Origin of the sequence: Sphingobium sp. AS12 (genome assembly GCF_019097845.1) — a bacterium.
Classification (GTDB): Bacteria; Pseudomonadota; Alphaproteobacteria; order Sphingomonadales; family Sphingomonadaceae; genus Sphingobium.
This window is the reverse complement of sequence record NZ_JAHRGM010000067.1, coordinates 220700-241703: the sequence shown is the minus strand read 5'-3', so window position 1 is coordinate 241703 and position 21004 is coordinate 220700. Positions and strand designations below refer to the sequence as shown.

Annotated in this window: 22 protein-coding genes and 1 tRNA gene; 5 read left to right on the top strand and 18 right to left on the bottom strand. The window is 64.3% G+C overall.

What is annotated here, in order from left to right:
* The first annotated feature begins 55 nt into the window (after window positions 1–55).
* From rpsA to KRZ98_RS20775, 4 genes are all read left to right on the top strand, one after another.
* On the top strand, window positions 56–1768 hold the full coding sequence (rpsA, locus tag KRZ98_RS20790) for a 30S ribosomal protein S1 (RefSeq protein ID WP_119748291.1): 1713 nt from the start codon (window positions 56–58) through the stop codon (window positions 1766–1768).
* Window positions 1769–1933: 165 nt separating this feature from the next.
* Window positions 1934–2224, top strand: coding sequence for an integration host factor subunit beta (locus KRZ98_RS20785; RefSeq protein WP_217675138.1), 291 nt, complete (start codon window positions 1934–1936; stop codon window positions 2222–2224).
* A gap of 47 nt (window positions 2225–2271) precedes the next feature.
* A tRNA-Leu gene (locus KRZ98_RS20780) sits at window positions 2272–2357 on the top strand.
* Between the two features lie 80 nt (window positions 2358–2437).
* Window positions 2438–4222, top strand: a complete 1785-nt coding sequence (locus KRZ98_RS20775; protein WP_217675137.1) for a cation:proton antiporter — start codon at window positions 2438–2440, stop codon at window positions 4220–4222.
* 15 nt (window positions 4223–4237) lie between these two features.
* Here KRZ98_RS20775 and KRZ98_RS20770 read toward each other — a convergent pair whose 3' ends face one another.
* The 18 genes from KRZ98_RS20770 to KRZ98_RS20685 all read right to left on the bottom strand — a co-directional run bounded on the left by KRZ98_RS20770 (window position 4238) and on the right by KRZ98_RS20685 (window position 20171).
* Entirely contained in the window at window positions 4238–4765 is a 528-nt protein-coding gene (locus tag KRZ98_RS20770) for a hypothetical protein (protein WP_254798740.1), read from the bottom strand.
* A gap of 31 nt (window positions 4766–4796) precedes the next feature.
* The gene (locus KRZ98_RS20765; RefSeq protein ID WP_217675135.1) at window positions 4797–5588 is read right to left on the bottom strand and encodes a LysR family transcriptional regulator; all 792 of its coding nucleotides are present in this window, start codon (window positions 5586–5588) and stop codon (window positions 4797–4799) included.
* Entirely contained in the window at window positions 5585–5983 is a 399-nt protein-coding gene (apaG, locus tag KRZ98_RS20760; RefSeq protein ID WP_119748228.1) for a Co2+/Mg2+ efflux protein ApaG, read from the bottom strand. The genes KRZ98_RS20765 and apaG overlap by 4 nt, the downstream gene beginning before the upstream one ends.
* A gap of 32 nt (window positions 5984–6015) precedes the next feature.
* Window positions 6016–7224 (bottom strand): PLP-dependent aspartate aminotransferase family protein, encoded by a 1209-nt coding sequence (locus tag KRZ98_RS20755; protein ID WP_217675134.1) that lies wholly within the window; start codon window positions 7222–7224, stop codon window positions 6016–6018.
* Complete coding sequence (locus KRZ98_RS20750; protein ID WP_217675133.1) at window positions 7221–8219, bottom strand: threonine dehydratase; 999 nt, start codon at window positions 8217–8219, stop codon at window positions 7221–7223. Before KRZ98_RS20750 ends, KRZ98_RS20755 begins: the two co-directional genes overlap by 4 nt.
* 63 nt (window positions 8220–8282) lie before the next feature.
* Window positions 8283–8702: a hypothetical protein gene (locus KRZ98_RS20745; protein ID WP_217675132.1), complete on the bottom strand. Its 420-nt coding sequence runs from the start codon at window positions 8700–8702 to the stop codon at window positions 8283–8285.
* A gap of 65 nt (window positions 8703–8767) precedes the next feature.
* Complete coding sequence (gene leuB, locus KRZ98_RS20740) at window positions 8768–9811, bottom strand: 3-isopropylmalate dehydrogenase (RefSeq protein WP_217675131.1); 1044 nt, start codon at window positions 9809–9811, stop codon at window positions 8768–8770.
* 49 nt (window positions 9812–9860) lie between these two features.
* Entirely contained in the window at window positions 9861–10595 is a 735-nt protein-coding gene (gene recO / locus KRZ98_RS20735) for a DNA repair protein RecO (RefSeq protein WP_217675130.1), read from the bottom strand.
* A gap of 64 nt (window positions 10596–10659) precedes the next feature.
* Complete coding sequence (locus tag KRZ98_RS20730; RefSeq protein WP_217675129.1) at window positions 10660–11277, bottom strand: hypothetical protein; 618 nt, start codon at window positions 11275–11277, stop codon at window positions 10660–10662.
* An 82-nt stretch (window positions 11278–11359) separates the two neighbouring features.
* On the bottom strand, window positions 11360–13276 hold the full coding sequence (uvrC, locus tag KRZ98_RS20725; RefSeq protein WP_217675128.1) for an excinuclease ABC subunit UvrC: 1917 nt from the start codon (window positions 13274–13276) through the stop codon (window positions 11360–11362).
* Window positions 13277–13550: 274 nt separating this feature from the next.
* Complete coding sequence (locus KRZ98_RS20720; RefSeq protein ID WP_217675127.1) at window positions 13551–14165, bottom strand: F0F1 ATP synthase subunit B; 615 nt, start codon at window positions 14163–14165, stop codon at window positions 13551–13553.
* Complete coding sequence (locus tag KRZ98_RS20715) at window positions 14158–14652, bottom strand: ATPase (protein ID WP_217675126.1); 495 nt, start codon at window positions 14650–14652, stop codon at window positions 14158–14160. Before KRZ98_RS20715 ends, KRZ98_RS20720 begins: the two co-directional genes overlap by 8 nt.
* 85 nt (window positions 14653–14737) lie before the next feature.
* Window positions 14738–14965 (bottom strand): F0F1 ATP synthase subunit C, encoded by a 228-nt coding sequence (locus KRZ98_RS20710; RefSeq protein ID WP_006961951.1) that lies wholly within the window; start codon window positions 14963–14965, stop codon window positions 14738–14740.
* Window positions 14966–15018: 53 nt separating this feature from the next.
* Window positions 15019–15804, bottom strand: coding sequence for a F0F1 ATP synthase subunit A (locus KRZ98_RS20705; RefSeq protein WP_119748244.1), 786 nt, complete (start codon window positions 15802–15804; stop codon window positions 15019–15021).
* 58 nt (window positions 15805–15862) lie between these two features.
* Window positions 15863–16186: an AtpZ/AtpI family protein gene (locus KRZ98_RS20700; RefSeq protein ID WP_119748295.1), complete on the bottom strand. Its 324-nt coding sequence runs from the start codon at window positions 16184–16186 to the stop codon at window positions 15863–15865.
* Window positions 16187–16357: 171 nt separating this feature from the next.
* Window positions 16358–16759, bottom strand: coding sequence for a YdbL family protein (locus KRZ98_RS20695; protein ID WP_217675125.1), 402 nt, complete (start codon window positions 16757–16759; stop codon window positions 16358–16360).
* Complete coding sequence (locus tag KRZ98_RS20690; RefSeq protein WP_017182713.1) at window positions 16756–16944, bottom strand: YnbE family lipoprotein; 189 nt, start codon at window positions 16942–16944, stop codon at window positions 16756–16758. Before KRZ98_RS20690 ends, KRZ98_RS20695 begins: the two co-directional genes overlap by 4 nt.
* A complete protein-coding gene (locus KRZ98_RS20685; RefSeq protein ID WP_217675124.1) occupies window positions 16941–20171 on the bottom strand; it encodes a YdbH domain-containing protein in 3231 nt (1076 codons plus the stop codon). Before KRZ98_RS20685 ends, KRZ98_RS20690 begins: the two co-directional genes overlap by 4 nt.
* Before the next feature lie 135 nt (window positions 20172–20306).
* Here KRZ98_RS20685 and radC point away from each other — a divergent pair, with 135 nt between their 5' ends.
* Window positions 20307–21002, top strand: coding sequence for a DNA repair protein RadC (radC, locus tag KRZ98_RS20680; protein ID WP_217675123.1), 696 nt, complete (start codon window positions 20307–20309; stop codon window positions 21000–21002).
* Window positions 21003–21004 lie beyond the last annotated feature (2 nt).

Genomic DNA, 21004 nt, shown 5'->3' with positions numbered 1-21004 from the left:
CCAAAGACCATCGGATACAACCGGTTGGCCAGCAATGATGTATGAAGGACTGACCATGGCCTCTACGGCATTCCCCACGCGCGACGATTTCGCCGCGCTTCTCAATGATTCCCTCGGTGGCGAGGACGGCGGCTTTGAAGGCCGCGTCGTCAAGGGCACCGTTACCGCCATCGAAAACGACCTGGCCGTCATCGACGTGGGTCTGAAGTCCGAAGGCCGCGTGCCGCTGCGCGAATTCGCGATGCCGGGCCAGAAGGCCGACATCAAGGTTGGCGACGAAGTCGAAGTCTATGTCGATCGCGTCGAAAACGCCCATGGCGAAGCGATGCTGTCGCGTGACCGCGCCCGCCGCGAAGCCGCCTGGGACAAGCTGGAAGCCGAGTTCACCGAGAGCGCGCGCGTCGAAGGCGTCATCTTTGGTCGCGTCAAGGGCGGCTTCACCGTCGACCTGGACGGCGCCGTGGCCTTCCTGCCCGGTTCGCAGGTGGATATCCGCCCCGTGCGCGACGTCACCCCGCTGATGGACATTCCGCAGCCCTTCCAGATCCTGAAGATGGATCGCCGCCGCGGCAACATCGTCGTGTCGCGTCGCGCCATTCTGGAAGAAACCCGCGCCGAACAGCGCAGCGGCCTCATCCAGACGCTGGCCGAAGGTCAGATCATCGAAGGCGTCGTCAAGAACATCACCGACTATGGTGCGTTCGTTGATCTGGGCGGCATCGATGGCCTGCTGCACGTCACCGACCTGTCGTACAAGCGCATCAACCACCCCAACGAAATGATCAACATCGGCGATACCGTCCGCGTGCAGATCATCCGCATCAACCGCGACACGCAGCGCATCTCGCTCGGCATGAAGCAGCTTGAGAGCGATCCTTGGGAAGGCGCAAGCGCCAAGTATCCGATCGGCGCCAAGCTGTCGGGCCGCGTCACGAACATCACCGAATATGGTGCGTTCGTCGAGTTGGAAGCGGGCATCGAAGGTCTGGTTCACGTTTCGGAAATGTCCTGGACCAAGAAGAACGTCCACCCCGGCAAGATCGTTTCGACCAGCCAGGAAGTCGAAGTTCTGGTTCTGGAAGTCGATCCCGAAAAGCGCCGCATCTCGCTGGGCCTCAAGCAGGCACAGTCGAACCCCTGGGACAGCTTTGCCGAGCGTCACCCGATCGGTTCGACCGTCGAGGGCGAAGTCAAAAATGCGACCGAGTTCGGCCTGTTCATCGGCCTGGACGGCGACGTCGACGGCATGGTCCACATGTCCGACATCGCATGGGGCATTTCGGGCGAGGACGCGCTGGCGCTGCATCGCAAGGGTGAGGCCGTGCAGGCGGTCGTTCTGGACATTGACGTCGAGAAGGAGCGCATCAGCCTTGGCATGAAGCAGCTTGAGCGTGGCGGCCCGGCTGCGGGCGGCACCACTGCGGCTGCTGCTGGCCTCAACAAGAACGCGATCGTCACAGTGACCGTTCTGGAAGTCCGCGACGGCGGCCTGGAAGTCCAGGCTGGCGAAGATGGCGCCACCGGCTTCATCAAGCGCAGCGACCTGGGCCGTGACCGTGACGAGCAGCGTTCGGAACGCTTCCAGATCGGCCAGAAGTTCGACGCGATGATCACTGGTTTCGACCGTGCGAAGAAGCCGACCTTCTCGATCAAGGCGATGCAGATCGCCGAAGAGAAGCAGGCTGTGGCGCAGTATGGCTCGTCCGACAGCGGCGCGTCGCTGGGCGACATTCTGGGCGAAGCGCTCAAAGCCAAGACCGAAGGCTAAGCCCTTTCCGCCTTGCAGCGAACAAAAAGCCCGCCGGAACCCAGGTTCCGGCGGGCTTTTGCATATGTTTCTGGAAACGAAACGAACTTCTTGTTCCATCATTGTCAACGCCTTGCCGAATCTCTATGCAAGACAGGGGCACAGCAGAGGGGCGCTGGAGAACCAATGATCCGTTCGGAATTGATCCAGAAACTGGCCGACGAAAATCCGGGGTTGAACCTTGCGGAAGTAGAGAAGATCGTCGATCTTTTCTTTCGCGAGATTGTCGACCGGCTGGCATCGGGCGGTCGTGTCGAACTGCGCGGCTTTGGCGCATTCACCACCCGCGCGCGCGACGCCCGCACCGGGCGCAATCCGCGTACCGGGGAGCAGGTGCCGGTATCGGCCAAGCGCGTCCCCTATTTCAAGCCGGGCAAGGAAATGCGCGAGCGGCTGAACGTCAAAAGCGAAAGCTGATTACAGCCGCTTGACCTGATCCGCGCCAGCCGTCAGGGAAGCGGCACGCGGACGTGGCGAAATCGGTAGACGCAGCGGACTTAAAATCCGCCTTCCCCTGGAATTGCGGGTTCAAGTCCCGCCGTCCGCACCAGCATGACAAGCAGAAACCAGCAATTCTGCTTTTCTACCAAAAGGCTGGATATTCCGCCCGCTTGCCGCGATGATGCGGGTATGGCCGGTGCGATTGATCCCAATAGTTTTAGCGACTCCCTCGTCATCCTTGGCGCGGCGGGGCTGGTTATTCCTGGTTTTGCGCGCTTTCGGATCAGTCCGGTGATCGGGTTCATCCTGGTTGGGCTGGCGGTGGGACCAGCCGGGCTGGGTTCGCTGGTCGGGCAATATCCCTGGCTCTATCATGTCACCATTTCCAACCGCGCGGCGATCGAACCATTTGCCGAGCTGGGCGTCATCTTATTGCTGTTTTCCATCGGGCTGGAACTGAGTTTCCGGCGACTTTGGACGATGCGCGCGCAGGTGTTCGGGGTTGGTGCGGCGGAGTTGCTGGGCAGCGGAGCGCTGATCGCGCTGGGGCTGTATGTGCTGGGGCAGCCGACGGCGGGCGCGGTCGGGCTGGGGCTGGCGCTGGCTTTATCCTCGACCGCTGTGGTGCTGCCGATGGTCGGGACGCAGAGCGCGGTCGGCAAGGCGGCTTTTTCCATGCTGCTGTTCGAGGATCTGGCGCTGGTGCCGATCATCTTCATGCTGGGTGCGCTGGCGCCTTCTGTCGCGGCCAGCCCCGACGGGGCGTGGGGGGAGATGATGAACACGCTGATGCGCGGGGGCATCACCATCGCCATCATGCTAGTGCTGGGCCGCGTATTCCTGCCCCATATTTTCAGCCAGGCGGCGCGGACCAAAAGCCCGGAAGTGTTTCTGGCCGCCAGCCTGCTGGTCGTCATCGTATCCAGCCTGGCGACGTCGATTGCGGGCCTGTCCCCGATCGTCGGCGCGCTGCTGGCGGGGCTGATGATCGCCGAGACCGACTATCATGGCGAGGTCGAGGTGATGACTGCGCCGTTCAAGGGGCTGGCGCTGGGCGTGTTCCTGATCACGGTCGGTATGAGCCTGGACATTCGCGTCATCCTGGCCAACTGGCCCAGCCTGTTGCTGGCGGTGATGGGCGTGGTGCTGGCCAAGACGCTGGTGACCGCAGCGCTGCTCTATTTTTCCGGGGCGCGCAAGGGCGTGGCGCTGGAGGTGGGCGTGCTGATGTCCAGCCCGTCGGAGACCACCTTGATCGTGCTGTCGACGGCGGCGGCGGCGCAACTCATCCTGCCGTCGACCGCTGCCTTCTGGCAGATCGTCACCGCCATCGGCCTGACCATCACGCCGCTGCTGGCGCGGGTTGGCCATGATGTCGCTCGTCGGCTGGAAATGGCGCTGGGTGAGGAATTGCCCGAAGCCAGCGAGGAGCATGTCGAGGCGGCGGCGGTCGTGATCGGCTTTGGCCGGGTCGGGCGGATGGTGTGCGACCTGCTCAAGACCCACAAGCAGCGCTTCATCGTCGTCGAATCAGACCCGGATGTCGTCGCCGAGGCGCGGCGGGCGGGTTACCCGATCCTGTTTGGCGACGTGGCGCGGGTGGAGATGCTAGACAAGCTGCGGCTGGGCCATGCCCGTGCGCTCATTCTGACGATGGATGACCCGGTGCTGTCAGTGCGGCTGACCAGACGGGTGCGTGGCTGGGTGCCCGACCTGCCGATCATCGCCCGTGCGCGCGATACCGATCATGCGGCGCAGCTCTACAAGGCAGGCGCAAGCGACGCGGTGCCGGAGACGCTGGAGAGTTCGCTGCAACTGGCCGAGACGGCGCTGGTCGATCTTGGCGTGGCGATGGGTCCGGTGATCGCGTCGATCCACCAGATGCGCGAGGATTTGCGCGTGGACATCAAGGATGCGGCACAGATGGCGACTGCGCCGAAATTGCGGAGGTTGCGGCCGGATGAGGTGGGGTGATTGCAGGAGGAGCAGTCAACCGGTCAATTGTAGTCGACGGCTGGTCGCGCAGACGCGGATGCGGGTGTCGAACCAACACGCACCATCACGCTTCAGCTTTTCAGACAGGAAAGAGTGAGCATGTCGCGCGCCAGGCTCTTCATTCCATGACGCACCAGCCGTGCCATCGCCGTTGGGCGTAAGATAGACAAAATATGTCTCGACCTCATGCTCGCCATCGGAATTGAGGATCAGGCTACCCTTGCCGTCATGCAACGACACTATCGGGCAGTCCTTTTTAAGGTCGAGTACGATCTTGCCATCTATCTTGAGATAACAGTCCCCGTAGATTGCAGATACCGGCTTGCTGGCATCCGGGGGCGCGACTGCCGCGTCGGCACCTGAGCCGGCTGCCATGACAGGTGCATCGGCTAGATTTCCTGGGTTTGCCGCAACATTTCTATTGATGTTGACGATCGCAGCTTCATTTGTGCTGGATTTGTCAGCACCTGAACAGGCGGTCAGTAGCAACGCCAGAACGACACCCGCTGTCAGTCCGATCATTCTACTCATGGCTTACCTTCAGACTGAAAAATTATTGCATCAACGCCTCGACCAGTGCCTTGACCTTTTTCTGGCGCCATTGCGGGAGCGGGGCAATCAGCCAATAGGAGAAGGGCGACGGGGTAGGATCGCCCACCTGGCGGATGCGCCCGGCGGTCAGGTCTGCCTGAGCCAACAGCAGCGGCACGCTGGCGCGGCCAAAGCCAGTGGCGGCGGCTTCAATGGCGAGGCCGCCGTCGGCAACGCGGATGCTGGCGGGCTGATCGTCCGACGGGCAGCCGGGCCAGGCGATGCGCTGGTCGGGGCCGCCATTGGCCGCCTCCACCGTGACGAAGAGCGATTCGCCCAGTTTGACGCCCTCATGCTCACCGACCCGATCGGAGAGGCGCAGGGCGAGATCGAGATTGGCTTCGGTGAAATCGAGCATGTCGTCCGCCGCGACCAGCGAGAAGGTCAGGCCGGGCTGGCTGGCGGCATAGGCGGCGAGGCGCGGCTGGAGCCATTTGGCGGTGATATCGCGCGGCGCGGCGATGGTCAGCGCGCTGCTGGACTGGCCGGCCTGCATCGCGCGGACGGCCTCTTCAAATTCCAGGAATCCGGCGCGCAGGGCATCCAGGCCGCCTTCGGTTTCCGGGGTCAGTTCCAGCCCCTTGGGCGTGCGGCGGAACAGGACGACGCCCAGCAGATCCTCCAGCGCGCGAATCTGCTGGCCAACGGCGGCGGGGGTGACCGCCAGTTCGTCGGCAGCGCGGGTGAAGGACAGGTGCCGGGCCGCCGCGTCCAGCACGCGCAGCCCGTTGAGCGGCAAATGGGTGCGCTTCATTCAGCGACCGCCGGGGCGATGAGCGCGAAATGGGGAATCGCGACTTCGAAGGTTTCGCCGCCAACGCCGATCATCTGGTAGCTGCCAGTCATCGAGCCGGTGGGGGTATTGAGCGGGCAGCCCGACACATAGTCATAGCTTTTGCCCGGCTGCACCACCGGTTGTTCGCCCACCACGCCGTCACCATCGACCCGGTGCTGGACGCCGCGCCCGTCGGTGATGATCCAGTGGCGGGTCAGCAATTGCACCGGCAGGTCGCCCTGATTTTCGATGCGGATATGATAGGCCCAGAACCAACGGCCCCGGTCCGGCTCCGACTGTTCGGGCAGGAAGGAAACGGCGACGTGAACAATCACGTCGCGCGTCGTCGCGTGGAAGGGAAAGAGCGCGTTCATGGCTATGAGATGCGCTTGGCGGAGGCCTCCCGTCAACGCCCTATTGATGTCAGCGCATGATCAAGATCGGCGATCACATCGTCGGCATCTTCCAGTCCCACGTTCAGGCGGAGCATATCCTCGGTAATGCCGACTTCCAGCCGCGCCGCTTCGGCCATGCCGAAATGGGTAGTGGAGGCAGGATGGGTCATGAGCGAACGCGAGTCGCCGATATTGTTGCTGATGTCGACCAGTTCCAGACCATTGAGCAGGCCATGCGCCTCCGCCCGGCCGCCGCCGACATAGAGCGAGAAGATCGGCCCGGCCATCTCCATCTGGCTCATCGCCAGCGTGTGCTGGGGATGGCTTGGAAGGCCCGGATACAGCACCTTGGCGACGCGGTCTTCGAGGAAGGCGGCTACCTTGAGCGCATTCTCGCTCTGGCGGCGGATGCGCAGGTCGAGCGTCTCCAGGCCTTTCAACACCACCCAGGCGTTGAAGGCGCTGAGCGTCGGGCCGGTGTTGCGGTGGAAGGGCAGCAGGACATTGTTGATCCAGTCGCGCGTGCCGCAGATCGCACCCGCCAGCACCCGGCCCTGCCCGTCCATCATCTTGGTCGCGCTATAGGCGACGACATCCGCGCCAAATTCCATCGGCCGCTGGAGCGCGGGCGAGGCGAAGGCATTGTCGACGACGCTGGTGATGCCGTGCGCCCTGGCGATGGCGCAGACGGCGCGCAGGTCCACCACGTCCATGGTCGGATTGGCGGGGGTTTCAAAGAAAAACACTTTGGTATTGGGCTGGATCGCGGCTTCCCACGCAGCGGTGTCGCGTGCGTCGATCGTGGTGGTTTCGATCCCGAATTTGGGCAGCAGCGTATCGGTCAGCCAGCGGCAGGAGCCGAAGGCAGCCTTGGCCGCGACGACATGATCGCCCGCCGACAGCTGGCACAGCAGCGCCGCAGTCATAGCCGCCATGCCGGTGGCGGTGGCGCGGCAGGCCTCTGCCCCTTCGAGCAGGGCGATACGCTGTTCCAGCATTTCCACGGTCGGGTTCTGGAGGCGCGAATAGGTCATGCCCTGCTGGTCGCCGGCGAAACGCGCGGCGGCGTCCTCCGCCCGGTCATAGCTGTAACCGCTGGTCAGAAAGAGCGCTTCGGAGGTTTCGCCCCATTCGCTGCGCGCGGTGCCGCCCCGGATCGCCAGCGTGGCTGGCTTCCAGTTCTTGGTGATATCCGGGTTCTGACCGCTTTTCCGCTTCATATCGCTTTCCGCATGTCTTGCCGCACCACCGGGGTAGCGCCGCCCAATATTTCCGCCATCTGGCTCATGTCGCCATTACCGCCCGACAGGATAACTGCAACCTTCTTGCCCCGCATCGCCTCCTTTTCCTGTAGCGCAGCCGCGAGTGCGACGGCCCCTGCCCCTTCGGCCAGATTATGGGTGTCCTGCCAATAATGGCGGATCGCGGCGGCGACTTCATCGTCGGTAACGGCGACGAAGCGGTCGGCGCGGGGACCGAAATAGTCGAGTGCGGCCTGCACCGGGGTGCAGACGGCGACGCCATCGGCAAAAGTATAGGCCGTGGGGCTGGCGAGCAACCGGCCCGCCTCGAACGAGCGTTTGGCGGCATCGACATGGGCGGACACGACGCCGACGACCTTGGTGGTGAGGCCCAGCGCGTCGCGCGCGGCAATGGTGCCGCACAGGCCTGAGCCGCAGCCGACGGGGACATAGACGGTGTCCAGGTCCGGTACGGCATCGAACAATTCCAGGCCGTAGCTGGCGACGCCGCGCACCAGTTCATCATGATAGGCCGGGACCATGAACAGCCCTTGTTCGGCCGACAGGCGGAGCGCTTCTGCCTTCGCGCTGTCGAAGTCATGGCCATGTTCGATCAGGGTCGCACCAAAGGCGCGCATAGCCGCGTTCTTTTCCAGCGCATTGCCGTGGGGGACGACGATCGTCGCTTTCAGGCCCGCTGCGGTGGCGGCGCGGACCTGCGCTTGGCCGTGATTGCCGCGTGTCGCGGTGATGATGCCGGTGACGTGCGGGTGAGTGCGGCGGAGCCAGTCGATATAGGTAATCGCCCCGCGCACCTTGAACGCGCCGGTCGGGGTATGATTTTCATGCTTGACCCACAAGTCACACCCGGCGCGTGCGGCCAGTAACGGCCAGGCATATTGCGGGGTTGGCGGCACCTGCGCATGAACCATAGCAGCGGCGGAACGGAGCGAGGCGAGGGAGAAGTCGGTCATCCCGGCGCTCTAACTGCCGCGCCGGGACCAGGACAGAACCTTTGCCGACGAATTGGCCTTCAATCAGGCCGCCCGACGCGGTTGCGCATCCATCAGCGGATGCAGATTCCGTTCTTCCCACGCCATCTGTTCGGCCAGTTCGCCTTGGAGGGTGAGGACGGCTTCCAGATAGCCGCTCCAGTCCTGCGCGATCATGGTGGGGGTCCAATATTTGATATGATCGCTATAGCGCAGGAACAGGGCGCGGATCGCCCGGCCATGTTCGCGCAACAGCGGATCGGCTTGCGCCGCCAGATGGCCATTACGGAGGTCGAGAGCACGGGCATCCTCCCGCCCCATATGTTCGCGGAACAATTGGGAGAAAGCGATGCGCTTGCGCGCGATGTCCGGCAGGGCTTCGATGCCGCTGGTTCGCATGATGTGCGCGAACTCGCGCATCATGACCCGCAAGGCTTCATGATCCTGCTTCAATATTATCGACATAGGTGCGTCCCCGTTTTCTACCTAGAACGACAGGGCAGCAAAATCTTAAGAGATGCGGTGGGCGCTCAGAGGACCGCCAATACCGCATCGCCCATCTCCACCGTGGTCATGGTGCCGCCCAGGTCAGCGCTGCGTGCGCCGTTGGCCAGCGCCTTTGCTACCGCCTTCTCGATCCGGTCAGCCTGTTCGGGCATCCCCAGCGAATAGCGCAGCATCATCGCCGCCGACAGGATCGTCGCCAGCGGATTGGCCTTGCCCGTGCCGGCAATGTCGGGGGCGGAGCCGTGGATCGGCTCGTACAGCCCCTGCCCACTGCCGTTGAGGGTAGCAGACGCCAGCATCCCGATGGAGCCGACGCACATGCTGGCCTGATCCGAGAGGATGTCGCCGAACAGGTTGCCGGTCACGATCACGTCGAACTGGCCAGGGTTGCGGACCAGCTGCATCGCGGCATTGTCCACATACATATGGCTGAGCGCCACGTCGGGATATTCCGCCGATACCTCTATCACCACGTCGCGCCACAGCTGGCTTGTTTCCAGCACATTGGCCTTGTCCACCGAGCAGAGCTTGCCGCGACGGGCGCGGGCGGCCTGAAAGCCGCCATGGGCAATGCGGCGCACTTCGGCTTCATTGTAGCACATGACGTCATAGCCTTCGCGCAGTCCGTCGACGGTGGTGCGGAAGCCCTTTTCGCCGAAATAGACGTCACCATTGGTTTCGCGGACGATCAGCAGGTCGATGGCACCGGCGACTTCGGGCTTGAGCGCGGATTCACCGGCGAGTTCGGGAAACACCTTGGCCGGGCGCAGGTTGGAGAAGAGGCCCAGTTCCTTGCGCAGGCCCAATATTGCCTGTTCGGGGCGCAGATGACGTTCGAGCGCATCGCAATCGGGATCACCCACCGCGCCGAACAGGATGGCGTCGGCGCGCTTGGCCAGTTCCAGCGTTTCGGCCGGGAGCGGATGGCCGACCGCCTTATAAGCCGCGCCGCCGACCAGCCCCTGTTCATAGGTCAGGCCGTCAATCGACAGTGCATCCAGCACGCGCTTGGCCTGATCGACGATTTCGGGACCGATGCCGTCTCCGGGAAACAGGGCGATCAACATGGCGAGACTCCTTATATTGCGTGGCTGCCCCTTATGGAGACACGAGGTTTCACGCAACCGCCCTTTTAAGTCGATCGACCAGCCTTTCGCGGGCGGCCAGCACGTCGGCGCGCCAGTCGGTGAGGATCGAGCGTTCGAGGAAGAAGCCGGTGAGGCGCAGTCCGTCGATGATCTGGCTCCATTCGCCCGTGCCGCCCTCCAGCAGGAAGGGCGGCAGCGGCAGGAGCAGGCTTTCATAGCCGACCGCCCCTGCCCGGCTAACCGCCGCCGCACTGCGCGGGCTGACATAGGCCAAGTCATCGGCATCGCCCAGCGCGGCGCAGCGGGAGAGGTCCAGACCAAAGCCCAGTTCGGCGAGCAGCAGCAGTTCGTAGCGCACAAGCGCCACCGCCCAGCCACGCGCGGCAGGGGCCGCCTCCACCGCACCAAGCACGCCGTCGAGCGCGCTATGGAGCGCGGGATAGGGCGTCCCTTCGGGCAGGGCTATGGCGGTCAGCGCGCAGGCCCAGTCGATCGCGGCGGCGGGCAAGGGTTCGGCATGGAGCGGCGCGCGGCTGTGCGCCAGCTCGACGGTCAGCCCGGGAAGCTGATCCTCCGTCCGGGCGCGGAAGGTCGCGGCGACGGCGTTGCCGGGGAGCAGCACGGGCCGCATCGCGCGGGACCGCCCGCCCCGCACATAGCCTGCGATCAGGCCATGGTCGGGCGTCAGCAGCCGCGCAATCGCACCATGTTCGCCATGGGGGCGCAGCGAGCATACGATGGCGGATGTGGTGAGGCTGGGCATCGCCCTGCTGCTCTACCCGTCACCGGACAGCTGCGATAGCTTTGGTTGAGCCGGGTGAGCGGCGTCAGCCTTTCTTCTTGCGGCCCGCGATGTAACGCGACACTTCGAGCCCGAACTCTTCAGCCAGTTTTTCTCGGATGCCCCCGCCCCGGATCAGCATCCCGCCCCAGCCACCATGAGTGTTCTTCACCTCTACGCGAAAGCTGCCCAGCGATGCGCCGTTGGCGGCGTCCAGCACATCAACCGTGCCTTCCAGCATGTCCGAACTCCAGGCGACCAATATGGCCATCGCGGCATCCGCGGTTTTCAAGCGGTCCAGCGTGATGCGCAGCGTAACCGGCGTGCCATTGTCCAGCTTCCAGTCGCGGGTGACGTCGCGGATGACCAGCGGGAACATCTGTTTGAAGGGTAAGGTCGCATAAGCTGCGCCATCCTGCGGACCGGTCGGATAGCTGGTGGGATCGAGCGGCGGCAGGCCCGCAGCCGCACGCTTGTTCGCGGCTTTGGCGTCGCTTTCCGCCAGTTCCTCCAATATGCCCGGCGCGAAAACGACATCCATGCCGGTAATTCGCAACGGCTGACCAGCCGCCAGGGCCAATGGCTGGATTGGCGTGACTTGGCGCGCGTGCGCGGATGGCGCCAGCAATAGCAGCAGTAGGATGAACAGCAGGCGGTGGCGCATCGGTTTCCCTCTCTCGGATATCGCGAGGGTAACAGTCACCGCTTAAAGCCTGCTTTCACCCCATGCTTAACGGCGTCCTTCGTCAGCCGTGGAAATAATCATAGACCTGCTGCGCTACCGCCGTCGACACGCCCGGCGCACGGGCCAGGTCCTCCAGCGCGGCGTCGCGGACGGCGCGGGCTGTGCCGAAGTGCATGAGGAGGGCTTTTTTGCGGGCGGGGCCGATGCCGGGGACTTCGTCGAGCGACGAGACGGTGATCGCCTTGCTGCGTTTCGCGCGGTGGGCGCCGATGGCGAAGCGGTGGGCTTCGTCGCGCAGGCGCTGGAGGTAGAAAAGGACGGGGTGATTCACCGGCAGCATCAGTTCGCGGCCATCCATCAGGTGGAACACTTCCCGCCCGTCGCGGCCATGATGTGGCCCCTTGGCGACGCCGATCATCGTGACATCCTCGATCCCCATTTCCTCCAGCATCGCGCGGGCCGCCGATAGCTGGCCCTTGCCGCCGTCGATCAGGACCAGATCGGGCCATTCGCCGCTGTCGCGATCGGGGTCCTCGCGCTGGGCGCGGCCAAAGCGGCGCTCGAACATGTCGCGCATCATCGCGAAATCATCGTTGGAGATTTCGGGATTCTTCATGTTGAACTTGCGATAGGCATTCTTGCGGAAGCCTTCGGGACCGGCGACGACCATCGCGCCGAGGGCGTGGGCGCCCTGAATATGGCTGTTGTCGTAGATTTCGATGCGGTCGGGGACGCCATCCAGCCCGAACCTCTCGACCAGCTCGTCGAGTATCTTGCCCTGGCTGGTGGTTTCGGCGAGGCGACGGTCGAGCGCCTCTACCGCGTTGCGCTGCGCCTGCTTGATCAGGCGGGTGCGGTCGCCGCGCTGGGGGACTTCGATGCGGACCTTGCTGCCGATCCGTTCGCTGAGCGCCTGCGCCATCAATTCGCATTCGGCGGGCGCGCGGTCGGTCAGGACCAGCTTGGGCGGCGGCACTTCCTCGTAAAATTGCGCCATGAAGCTGGCCAGCACTTCATCCTCGGCAACTTCATTGGTGTGGACCGGGAAGAAGCTGCGATGGCCCCAATTCTGGCCGCCGCGAATGAAAAAGGCCTGGATGCACATCGCTCCGCCCTTGTGCGCCAGCGCGAAAATGTCGGCGTCGCCCAGCCCTTCGGCGTTGATTGCCTGCGACCCTTGAATGAAGGTCAGCGCCTTGAGGCGATCGCGGATGACCGCGGCCTGCTCGAAATCCATCGCGTCGGACGCGGCCTGCATCGCGGTGCCGAGCTTCTTCTGAACGGCGGTGGATTTGCCGCCGAGGAAATCCTGCGCGTCCCGGACCAGTTCGGCATAGCCGTCCGGGTCGATGCGATCGACGCAGGGAGCCGAGCAGCGCTTGATTTGATAGAGGAGGCAGGGGCGCGACCGGTTGGCGAAGAAGCTGTCGGTGCAGGAGCGGAGCAGAAAGAGTTTTTGCAGCGCATTGATGGTGCGGGTGACCGAGCCTGCGCTGGCGAAGGGGCCATAATAGCGCCCCTTCGCCTTGCGCGCGCCGCGATGTTTCTGGACGCGTGGGAAGGCATGATCCTCCCGCAGCAGGATGAAGGGGAAGCTTTTGTCGTCGCGCAGCAGGACGTTGTAGGGCGGGCGGTAGCGCTTGATGAGTTGCGCCTCCAGCAGCAGGGCTTCCGCCTCGCTGTTGGTGGTCACGATGGTCATGCTGCGGGTCTGGGCGACCATGCGCTGCAGGCGGCGGGGGAGCCGCTCGACCTGGGTATAATTGGCGACGCGATTCTTGAGCGCGCGCGCCTTCCCCACATAGAGGACATCGCCGCGCGCGTCGTGCATCCGGTACACGCCGGGCCGGGTCGGCAGCGTGCGCAGCGTGGTGCGGATCGCCTCTATCCCGACGTCGAGGTCGGGCGTGCCGGACCCGCGGACCGTGTAGCTGGCCTTGTCTTCATTGAAACGGTCGGGAGATTGGGGTTGCGACATGGGGATGAGATAGCGTGCCGGGCGGGGATCGCAATGGGGGCGTGCAATAGGAAAGTGGAGGCTTAACTTCTCATATTTCCCGGTAATCGTGACATTTTATAACGCTGGCGTGATCCTATCGGAAAGTCCGGTGGATCGCGTTGTGGAAGCTATATGGCATGAAATGGAGGATGTAGGACAGCGATGTGCCAATCTTTCATCGGGGATGGAGCTACCAACGAAAAAGGGCCGGGATTGCGCCCGGCCCTTTTTCGTTTTGTCTGGCGTCGTCGGGTCAGACGACCGGGCCAAGTCCCTTGATGGCGCTATCGACCAAGGCCTTGTCAGCGCTGGCGTTATGGCCCTGTGCGATCAAGCTGGCAGCCGCAGTCGTTGCGGCGTTGACGGCGCGAGCGCGGATCGCGGTGATGGCAGCGCGTTCGGCGGCACCGATCTTGTCCTCGGCCATTTTCTGGCGGCGGACGACCAGATCGGCCGCGGCGATGCGGGCATCCTCCAGCAGAGTTTCGGCCTCATGCTCGGCGGACTTACGCATTGCTTCGGCTTCACCCGTGGCGGCGGCGAGTTTCGCCTCATATTCCGCCTTGAGCGCGTCGGCTTCGGCGCGCAGCTTGGAGGCTTCGGCGAGTTGGGCCTTGATCTGCGCGATCCGGCCATCGAGAACGCCGCCGATCAGCGCCGGGACCTTCTTGAACAGGAGGATGGCGATGAAGGCTGCCATGGCCAGGCTAACCCAGGCGGTAGCGTCCATGCCGACCGCTTTGGGGTCTGTATGGGGCGCGACGCCTTCATGCGCGACGGTGCCGACAGGCTCCATCCCTTCGGCATGGATCGCCTGGTCGAGGGTTGGGGGCGTTTCGCCCTGATGCTGTGCTGCTGCCTCAGCCATGGGCCAGTGCCGCCTTTACTGCGTTGCGGGCTGCATCATCCGACGCTTGCACGCCAGCGATACGGGCCACCATGTCGCGTGCCGCATCGGCAGCGACGGTTTCAATTTCTGCCAGAGCGGCGTCGCTTGCAGCCTTGATCCGGGCTTCGGCGGCCGCGATCTTGGCGGCGACTTCGGCATCGGCGGCTGCGAGCCTGGTTTCGGATGCCTTGGCAGCCTGCGCCTTGGCCTGAACCAGCGTCGCCTGAGCGGCGGCACGGCTTTGCGCGTCACGGACGCGATAGTCGGCTTCCGCTTCGTCGGCGCGGGCGAAGGCGGCCTTGGCCGCGTCCAGATCACCACTGATCTTCGCGTCGCGCGCGTCCGCCGTACCCTGAACCTTGGGCACCATGCCGAGGCCGATGACGAAGAACACGAAGCCGAAGGTCAACAGCAACCAGAAAATCTGGCTGGAGTAGGTTTCGGCAATTTGCGCGATTTGAGGCATATCTATCCGTCCGATCAGGGCGCGGTCAATTTCAGAGGATGCGGGCGGGACGGCACGATACCGCCCTGCCCGCGTCCGAACCGTGTCAGGCCACGAACACCAGGATCATGGCGATAACGAACGCCAGCAGACCCAGAAGTTCCGCCGCGGCGAAACCGATGAACAGACGACCCTGCTGGCCATCAGCGGCCCCCGGATTGCGCAGCGCGCCTTCGAGGAATGCGCTGAACACGTTGCCCACACCGAGGGCGGCGATGCCCGCACCAATGGCGGCCAGGCCAGCACCGAGCAGCTTTGCGGCTTCTGCGTCCATGTCGTAAACTCCTTCGTTAGAATAATGTAATTGTTGACGAAATCAGGTAAAACTCAGTGCAGGTTCTCGGCATCGTTGAGATAGACCGAGGTCAGCAGCGCGAACACATAGGCCTGGATCACGGCGACCAGCATTTCCAGCGCGCTGATGCCGATCATCAGGATGAAGCTGGCGGTGCCGACGGTGAGGCCCAGGGCTGGCGACGCATTGGCGCTGTTGATGACGAAGCCCGCAAGCACCTTCAGCAATACGTGGCCAGCGGTCATCGCGACGAACAGTCGCAGGCCCAGGCTGAACGGACGCACCATGAAGGAGACGAGTTCGATAAGGAAGAGCGGCGGGATCATCAGCGCCGGCGTGCCGTGCGGAATGAAGAGCGAGAAGAAGTGGAAGCCATGTTTGGCAAAGCCGACGATCAGGACGATCGAGAAGCTCATGATCGCCAGCACGCCAGTGGCCGTGAAATGGCTGGTGAAGGTGAAGGGGTGAAGCCCGACCAGGCCCAGTGGCAACATTCCAAGCAGATTGGCCAGCAGGATGAACATGAAGAGCGAAAAGACGTAGGGGATATATTTGCGCCCCTTGTCACCGATATTCGCGATCAGCAGGTTCTTGATGAAGCCGGTCATATATTCGACCGCCATCTGCCAGCGACCGGGGACCAGTTCGCGCTTCATGCCGCCGATCACGAAGATCCACAGCACCACAGCGGCCAGCACCATATAGAGGGCGCTGTTGGTGAAGGCGATGTTGAAGCCGCCGAGCGACAGATGATCGGTACCGAACAGGGGTTCGATCGCAAATTGATGCATCGGATCGATTTTGCCGGATTCTGCCACGCTGGACCCCTGTTACGTCTAAACCGTCTAAACCGTCGGACTATGACAAAAGCGTCCCTTATTCCGGGGGACGCTTCGTCGTCGTCAATCTGATGATGTTCCTGAACGCCGCCACGATGCCAAGACCGAGGAAAACGAGCAGGAGCCATGGGGATGTGCCAAACAGCCGGTCGAGAACCCAGCCGATCAACGCACCGCCGACAAGACCGCCGATCAGTTCCGCAAGAACCCGGTTGCCCAGGCGAGACCCATCGTCCGCCTGTTGCTCCACAGCCCCCTGCCTGACCTTTTCGACGGATTCAGCGCGCGCAATCCGCTCTTCCAGAGACGTGATGCGCGCGTCCTCCCCCGCCGGGTCCTGTCCGGGTCCATCCGCAACCATGATCATCCTCCATCCGGGTTTGACCCCATATGGCAGGCGGCATGGCGCTTGCGGCTGCACCCGTCAAGGCGCGGCCCGTTTAGAAAGGCGATTGCGGATAGTCAACCATGGTTGGGCAGAGATTACCCTACCCGGACGAAGGAATGAGAAAAGTCCGCCAGAGCGGGATTTTCAGCCCGCCGTTGCGCAGTAAGAGGGCAGCGCGATCGCGCCTGCACCCTTGGTCTGCCACGCGCCAGCGCCGATGCGGTAAGCCTGCCCGGCCTTGACCCGGCTGCTGAGCGTCTGGCAGCCGGTGGCGGCGGCGACATCCTGCACGGTAACGCCGCGCTGGCTGGCCAGCTGAGTGTAGGCGGCGCGGCGCTTGATATTGATCGATTCGACTTCGGCGCGGACATCGGCCCCCACCGACCCGGCGATGCCGAGATAGCCGTCGGCCTGTTCGCCCACGGTCCCCGCCGCCATCGCGCTGGCCACGGCACCGGTCTGGGCGCGAGCGGGTGCGGTCATCGCAAATCCGGTCGCCAGCGCGACAGCGGCACCGGCGGCGATCAGGAGAATTTTGCGTGTCATTGCGGGAACAACTCCGGGTTATTCTGGATGAGGTCCTGTGCGTCACGTTGCAGGCGCACGACGACCTCCTGCTGCACCTTCACATTCAGGTTGATTTCGATCGGCTTGTCCGGCGCCTTGACCTGAATACAGCCCCCAAGGGCCAGACCGGCGAAACCCGCCATCATGATTGCTTGCTTCTTCATTTGCGCTCCCCGTTTGGCATGTTGTCGCTTTCCGCAGGCTGAACCGCAAGGCTTTCGTTCAATTTGCTCTTCATGTTCGCCTGCATCTGGTCGCCGATACTGTTCTGGATCAGTTGCGACGGGTCGATGAAGGACTGGGCGGTGCCGAGCAGTCCCCGGAAAGGCGCGGAAATGCGGACGTTGAACAGGAAAGGCAGGCCAGTGAAGTTGCGCGCCAGTCCTGCCGGTGTGCCGCCCAACTGGCCGCGATTGACGCCGTTGAACACCACGTTGGTCACCATCTCGCCATCCAGCGCGCCATCCATCAGGATTGTCAGACATTTATATTGCAGATTTTTGAGTGCGTCGAAGGCCAGCCGTCCCATCGTGCCAAGCTGTTCGTTCGACACCGGCCCGACATAGGAGAGGACACCGGACTGGAGCGCTGGATCGCAGGGGATGGTCGGCAGCACGCCTTCAGGCATCAGCAGCGGGGGCATACCCTGTTGCCGGGCGACCAGCACCCCGCCCGCGATCCGCCCGCCCTGCGCGTTGAAGATCAGCGGCATCAGCCCGTCAAACGTGCCGGTGGCCGAGATATTGTCCAGTTCCATCGCCTGGATGAACGCGCCGGCATCCAGGCCGATGACGCGGAAGGTCAGATAGCGATCGACACCGGCGCTGAAATCCATGGTGGTGGGTAGCAGGACCAGCTGCCCCCCGGAGAAAGGCCAGCCGCCGCCCTCGATTCGCACCTTCTGTCCGGCTTCCAGCCGGTAGCGGACGGTGCCGTCACGGACTTCGACGCCCGGATTGACCGAGGCGATCTTGACCGTCTGGCCTGGCGCTGTGACCATGTTGATCAGGTCGGTGAATCGGATTTCGCCCGACAGACCCTGCACCGGGCCGAAGGCGGCGGCGAGATTGGCATTGTCGGTGCGGAAGGTGCCGGTGGAGGTGACGGCCGATCCTGTCCAGTCGATCCGCCCCTCTCCGGTCACGGTCGCCGCGACATTGGCGACGACGCCGAGCGCCAGCGGGGTGACTTCGTCGGGCTGGAGGGTAGGACCGAAGGCGAGGCCGGGGACGCTAAGGTCGGCATGGCCCTTCCCGCTGCCAAGCTCATGGGCGATCATAGTGCGGGCCACGGTTGCGCCATTGCGCGGCGCGGTGAGTGTGCCGGTGGCGGCGATACGGCCATTTTTGAGGGTCAGGGCAAAATCGGGAACGGCGAGCGGGTTGAAGCGGACCGGCACTTGCGAATCGCGCACCGTCATGGCGGCGCGGAAATCCAGCGCGCTATTGGCAAAGCCCCATGTGCCATTGCCCTGCTCCGCGATCAGCGGGATGGTGCCGATCTGGCCCCCTGCCCCGCCGACTTTGCCGCTCATGCCGTGCGCGGTCATCGCGCCATCGAGGCTGGCGGCGGTCAGGCGAACGGGGGCGTCGTTCGGGCCGAGCGTCAGCGCGGGATTGGCGAGCGCGAAACCGGTCTGGCCGAGCGCGATGCGGGCATGATCGGCGGTCAGGCGCAGCGGGCTGTCACCACTGGTGCCGCTGAGCGCGAGATTGCGGATGTCCGCACCGCCGCTGATGCCCTTTGGCCCCATGGCGAACAATGCGCCGCCACCCAACGGGCAGAGCGTCTGGCGGGTCTGGCCGATGGCGAAGGCACCATAGCGGGCTTCCAGCAGCGAGAGGGGCGCGCAGCGGCGGTTGATCGCCAGCGCGCCATTGGCGGCCAGCTGCCCCTCGATCGGCAGGCTGAGGCCGCGGAGGCGACCGTCGGGCAGCGGGCCGTCGAGGCGGAGCGCGGTCGAGAAGCGGGTGGTGCCATCGGGCTGGGCGAGGAAGCGGACGCGGTCGATGGCGAGGCGCGCGTCGCCAGCGGCATAGGGATCAACGAACAATTCGCCGCCAAAGCCGCCACCGGGGCGGCGCGCGAGGCGGAGCGCGGCATCGGGCAGGCCGCCGCCCTCTGTACGCAGAGCGCCTTCGAGCGCCCAGTCGAGCGGCGCTCCGGCGCGGCCGGGCCAGCCCAGTGTGATGCGGCCATCGGGAGAAAGACCTGCCTGCGCGCCGCTGCGGGCGGTCAGGCGGCTGTCGGTGAGGACAAGGCTGCCCGACGCGCCGCGCTGGACCAAGGCAAAGCGGGTGCTGATCTGGTTGCTGTCGCCAGCGCGGCGCACTGCGTCGGCGAGGCGGGCGGCGAGTGGCGCGACCGGCGTACCGATGGTCGAGGCGCGCAAGGTCGCCAGCGGATCGCGGCCAGAGACGCGGAGCTGGCGACCGGAGAGTTCGCCTTGCAGCGCGGTTTCGCCGCTTTTGACCGACCATGTGCCGGTGAGGTCAGCCTGTTCGAGCATTGCCCCCTGCCCCGCCAGCGCCTTTGCGCCAATGCGGGCGCGGCCGCTGGTGGCGGATGCGGTGCCGTCGAAATCGACGTGGCCTTTGGGCGCGGCGAGGACGATGCCGCTGGCCTTGAGCGCCTCACCCGCCAGATCGACATGGCCGGTCCAGCGGTCGAAGGCCGCGCCAAGGGTCAGGTCGAGCGTGGCGACCGGGCGGGCGATAGCGGCGCTATCGCGGCAGGCCAGCGCGGCGGCGCCGACCGGGCCGGTGACGTGCGGGCGGCCCTGATCCATGGCGAGGGCCAGCGACGCGCTGCCTTCGGTCAGGCCGCAACTGGCAAAGGAAGCGCGGGGCATGACGGCGGCGAGTTTGCCGCGAAAACCGGAACGCAGATTGCCCTTCCCGTCGATCCGCATCCCCAATTGGCCCGCATCCGTGTCGAGACGCAGGCGGGCATCGGCGAGCGAGAGAAGGATATCGGGCAGACTGAAGGGCGCAGTCGAATCGGGATCGCGGAATTTGTCGAGTTCGCCAAGACGCAGCACGTCGGCATGATAAGAACCGCGCATCCGCACGCCGCCTGCGCGCACGGCGGCGACCTGTGGCGTCAGGCCGGCAAAGGCGATGTCGACTTCGACCCAGTCGGCGGTCAGATCAGGATTGGCGGGATCGCCCAGCAGGATATGCTTGATCCGCTGGGTGCGCAGACCGACATCGACCAGATCATAATTGGCCTGCACCCCGCGCCGGTTGAGTTCGCGGCTGACGAAATTTTCCGCGATCGGGGCGCGCTGCGTCCACAGGCCAGCCAGCACCAGCGCAAGCGACCCTGTGCCGACACCCAGCCAGCGCAGCCAACCCCGGCGAACCTGCTCTTCGCCGTCCTGTTCTTCCATGCCTATGGCCAACCCCGGCTTTCAAGTAACGCTGATGGTCCGTAACGGGACCATAACGTCTGTGCCCGCTTAAATATCCTTGCCCCGCGATTCCGCAACTTATAGCGTCCGTGGCCGGTAGCGAGGGATGCGGGTTTGGCGGAGCAGGACGCAAAAGTCACGCATGATGGCGCAGGGCATCGCGCGCGGTTGCGGCAGAAACTGGCTGAGACCGGCGGGGATGCGCTGCATGATCATGAGCTGATCGAATATCTCCTCGCCCTGGCGATTCCCCGGCGTGACACCAAGCCGCTGGCCAAGGCGCTGCTGCGCGAATTTGGCGGCATCGGCGGGCTGATGAGCGCCGACTGGCAGGCGATCGCGCGGGTGCCGGGCATGGGCGACACCAGCATCGCGGCGATCAAGATCGTGCAGGCGACGATGCTGCGGACGCTGCGCAACGAAGTGGCGGCGCGTCCGGTGCTGGCAAGCTGGCAGGCGCTGCTCGACTATCTGCGCGCGGACATGGCGTTTCTGGGGGTGGAGCGGGTGCGGGTGCTGCACCTGAATGCGCGCAACATGCTGATCCGCGACGAAAATATGGGCGACGGGTCGATCGACCAGGCAGCCATCTATGTCCGCGAGGTCATCAGGCGGGCGATAGACCTGGGGTCAGCGGCGATCATATTGGTCCATAACCACCCCAGCGGATCGCCCGAACCCAGCCGCCAGGACATAGAGGTGACGCGCCAGATCATCGATGCGGGCAAGCGGCTGAACATCGCCGTGCATGACCATATCATCGTGGGCGCGAACGGGCATAGCAGTATGCGGGCGATGGGATTGTTGTGAGG

Bases quoted from the DNA above. Each gene is read 5' to 3' on its own strand.
- rpsA (WP_119748291.1), top strand. From the start codon at position 56: ATGGCCTCTACGGCATTCCCCACGCGCGACGATTTCGCCGCGCTTCTC.
- KRZ98_RS20785 (WP_217675138.1), top strand. From the start codon at position 1,934: ATGATCCGTTCGGAATTGATCCAGAAACTGGCCGACGAAAATCCGGGG.
- KRZ98_RS20775 (WP_217675137.1), top strand. From the start codon at position 2,438: ATGGCCGGTGCGATTGATCCCAATAGTTTTAGCGACTCCCTCGTCATC.
- KRZ98_RS20770 (WP_254798740.1), bottom strand. From the start codon at position 4,765: ATGATCGGACTGACAGCGGGTGTCGTTCTGGCGTTGCTACTGACCGCC.
- KRZ98_RS20765 (WP_217675135.1), bottom strand. From the start codon at position 5,588: ATGAAGCGCACCCATTTGCCGCTCAACGGGCTGCGCGTGCTGGACGCG.
- apaG (WP_119748228.1), bottom strand. From the start codon at position 5,983: ATGAACGCGCTCTTTCCCTTCCACGCGACGACGCGCGACGTGATTGTT.
- KRZ98_RS20755 (WP_217675134.1), bottom strand. From the start codon at position 7,224: ATGAAGCGGAAAAGCGGTCAGAACCCGGATATCACCAAGAACTGGAAG.
- KRZ98_RS20750 (WP_217675133.1), bottom strand. From the start codon at position 8,219: ATGACCGACTTCTCCCTCGCCTCGCTCCGTTCCGCCGCTGCTATGGTT.
- KRZ98_RS20745 (WP_217675132.1), bottom strand. From the start codon at position 8,702: ATGTCGATAATATTGAAGCAGGATCATGAAGCCTTGCGGGTCATGATG.
- leuB (WP_217675131.1), bottom strand. From the start codon at position 9,811: ATGTTGATCGCCCTGTTTCCCGGAGACGGCATCGGTCCCGAAATCGTC.
- recO (WP_217675130.1), bottom strand. From the start codon at position 10,595: ATGCCCAGCCTCACCACATCCGCCATCGTATGCTCGCTGCGCCCCCAT.
- KRZ98_RS20730 (WP_217675129.1), bottom strand. From the start codon at position 11,277: ATGCGCCACCGCCTGCTGTTCATCCTACTGCTGCTATTGCTGGCGCCA.
- uvrC (WP_217675128.1), bottom strand. From the start codon at position 13,276: ATGTCGCAACCCCAATCTCCCGACCGTTTCAATGAAGACAAGGCCAGC.
- KRZ98_RS20720 (WP_217675127.1), bottom strand. From the start codon at position 14,165: ATGGCTGAGGCAGCAGCACAGCATCAGGGCGAAACGCCCCCAACCCTC.
- KRZ98_RS20715 (WP_217675126.1), bottom strand. From the start codon at position 14,652: ATGCCTCAAATCGCGCAAATTGCCGAAACCTACTCCAGCCAGATTTTC.
- KRZ98_RS20710 (WP_006961951.1), bottom strand. From the start codon at position 14,965: ATGGACGCAGAAGCCGCAAAGCTGCTCGGTGCTGGCCTGGCCGCCATT.
- KRZ98_RS20700 (WP_119748295.1), bottom strand. From the start codon at position 16,186: ATGGTTGCGGATGGACCCGGACAGGACCCGGCGGGGGAGGACGCGCGC.
- KRZ98_RS20695 (WP_217675125.1), bottom strand. From the start codon at position 16,759: ATGACACGCAAAATTCTCCTGATCGCCGCCGGTGCCGCTGTCGCGCTG.
- KRZ98_RS20690 (WP_017182713.1), bottom strand. From the start codon at position 16,944: ATGAAGAAGCAAGCAATCATGATGGCGGGTTTCGCCGGTCTGGCCCTT.
- KRZ98_RS20685 (WP_217675124.1), bottom strand. From the start codon at position 20,171: ATGGAAGAACAGGACGGCGAAGAGCAGGTTCGCCGGGGTTGGCTGCGC.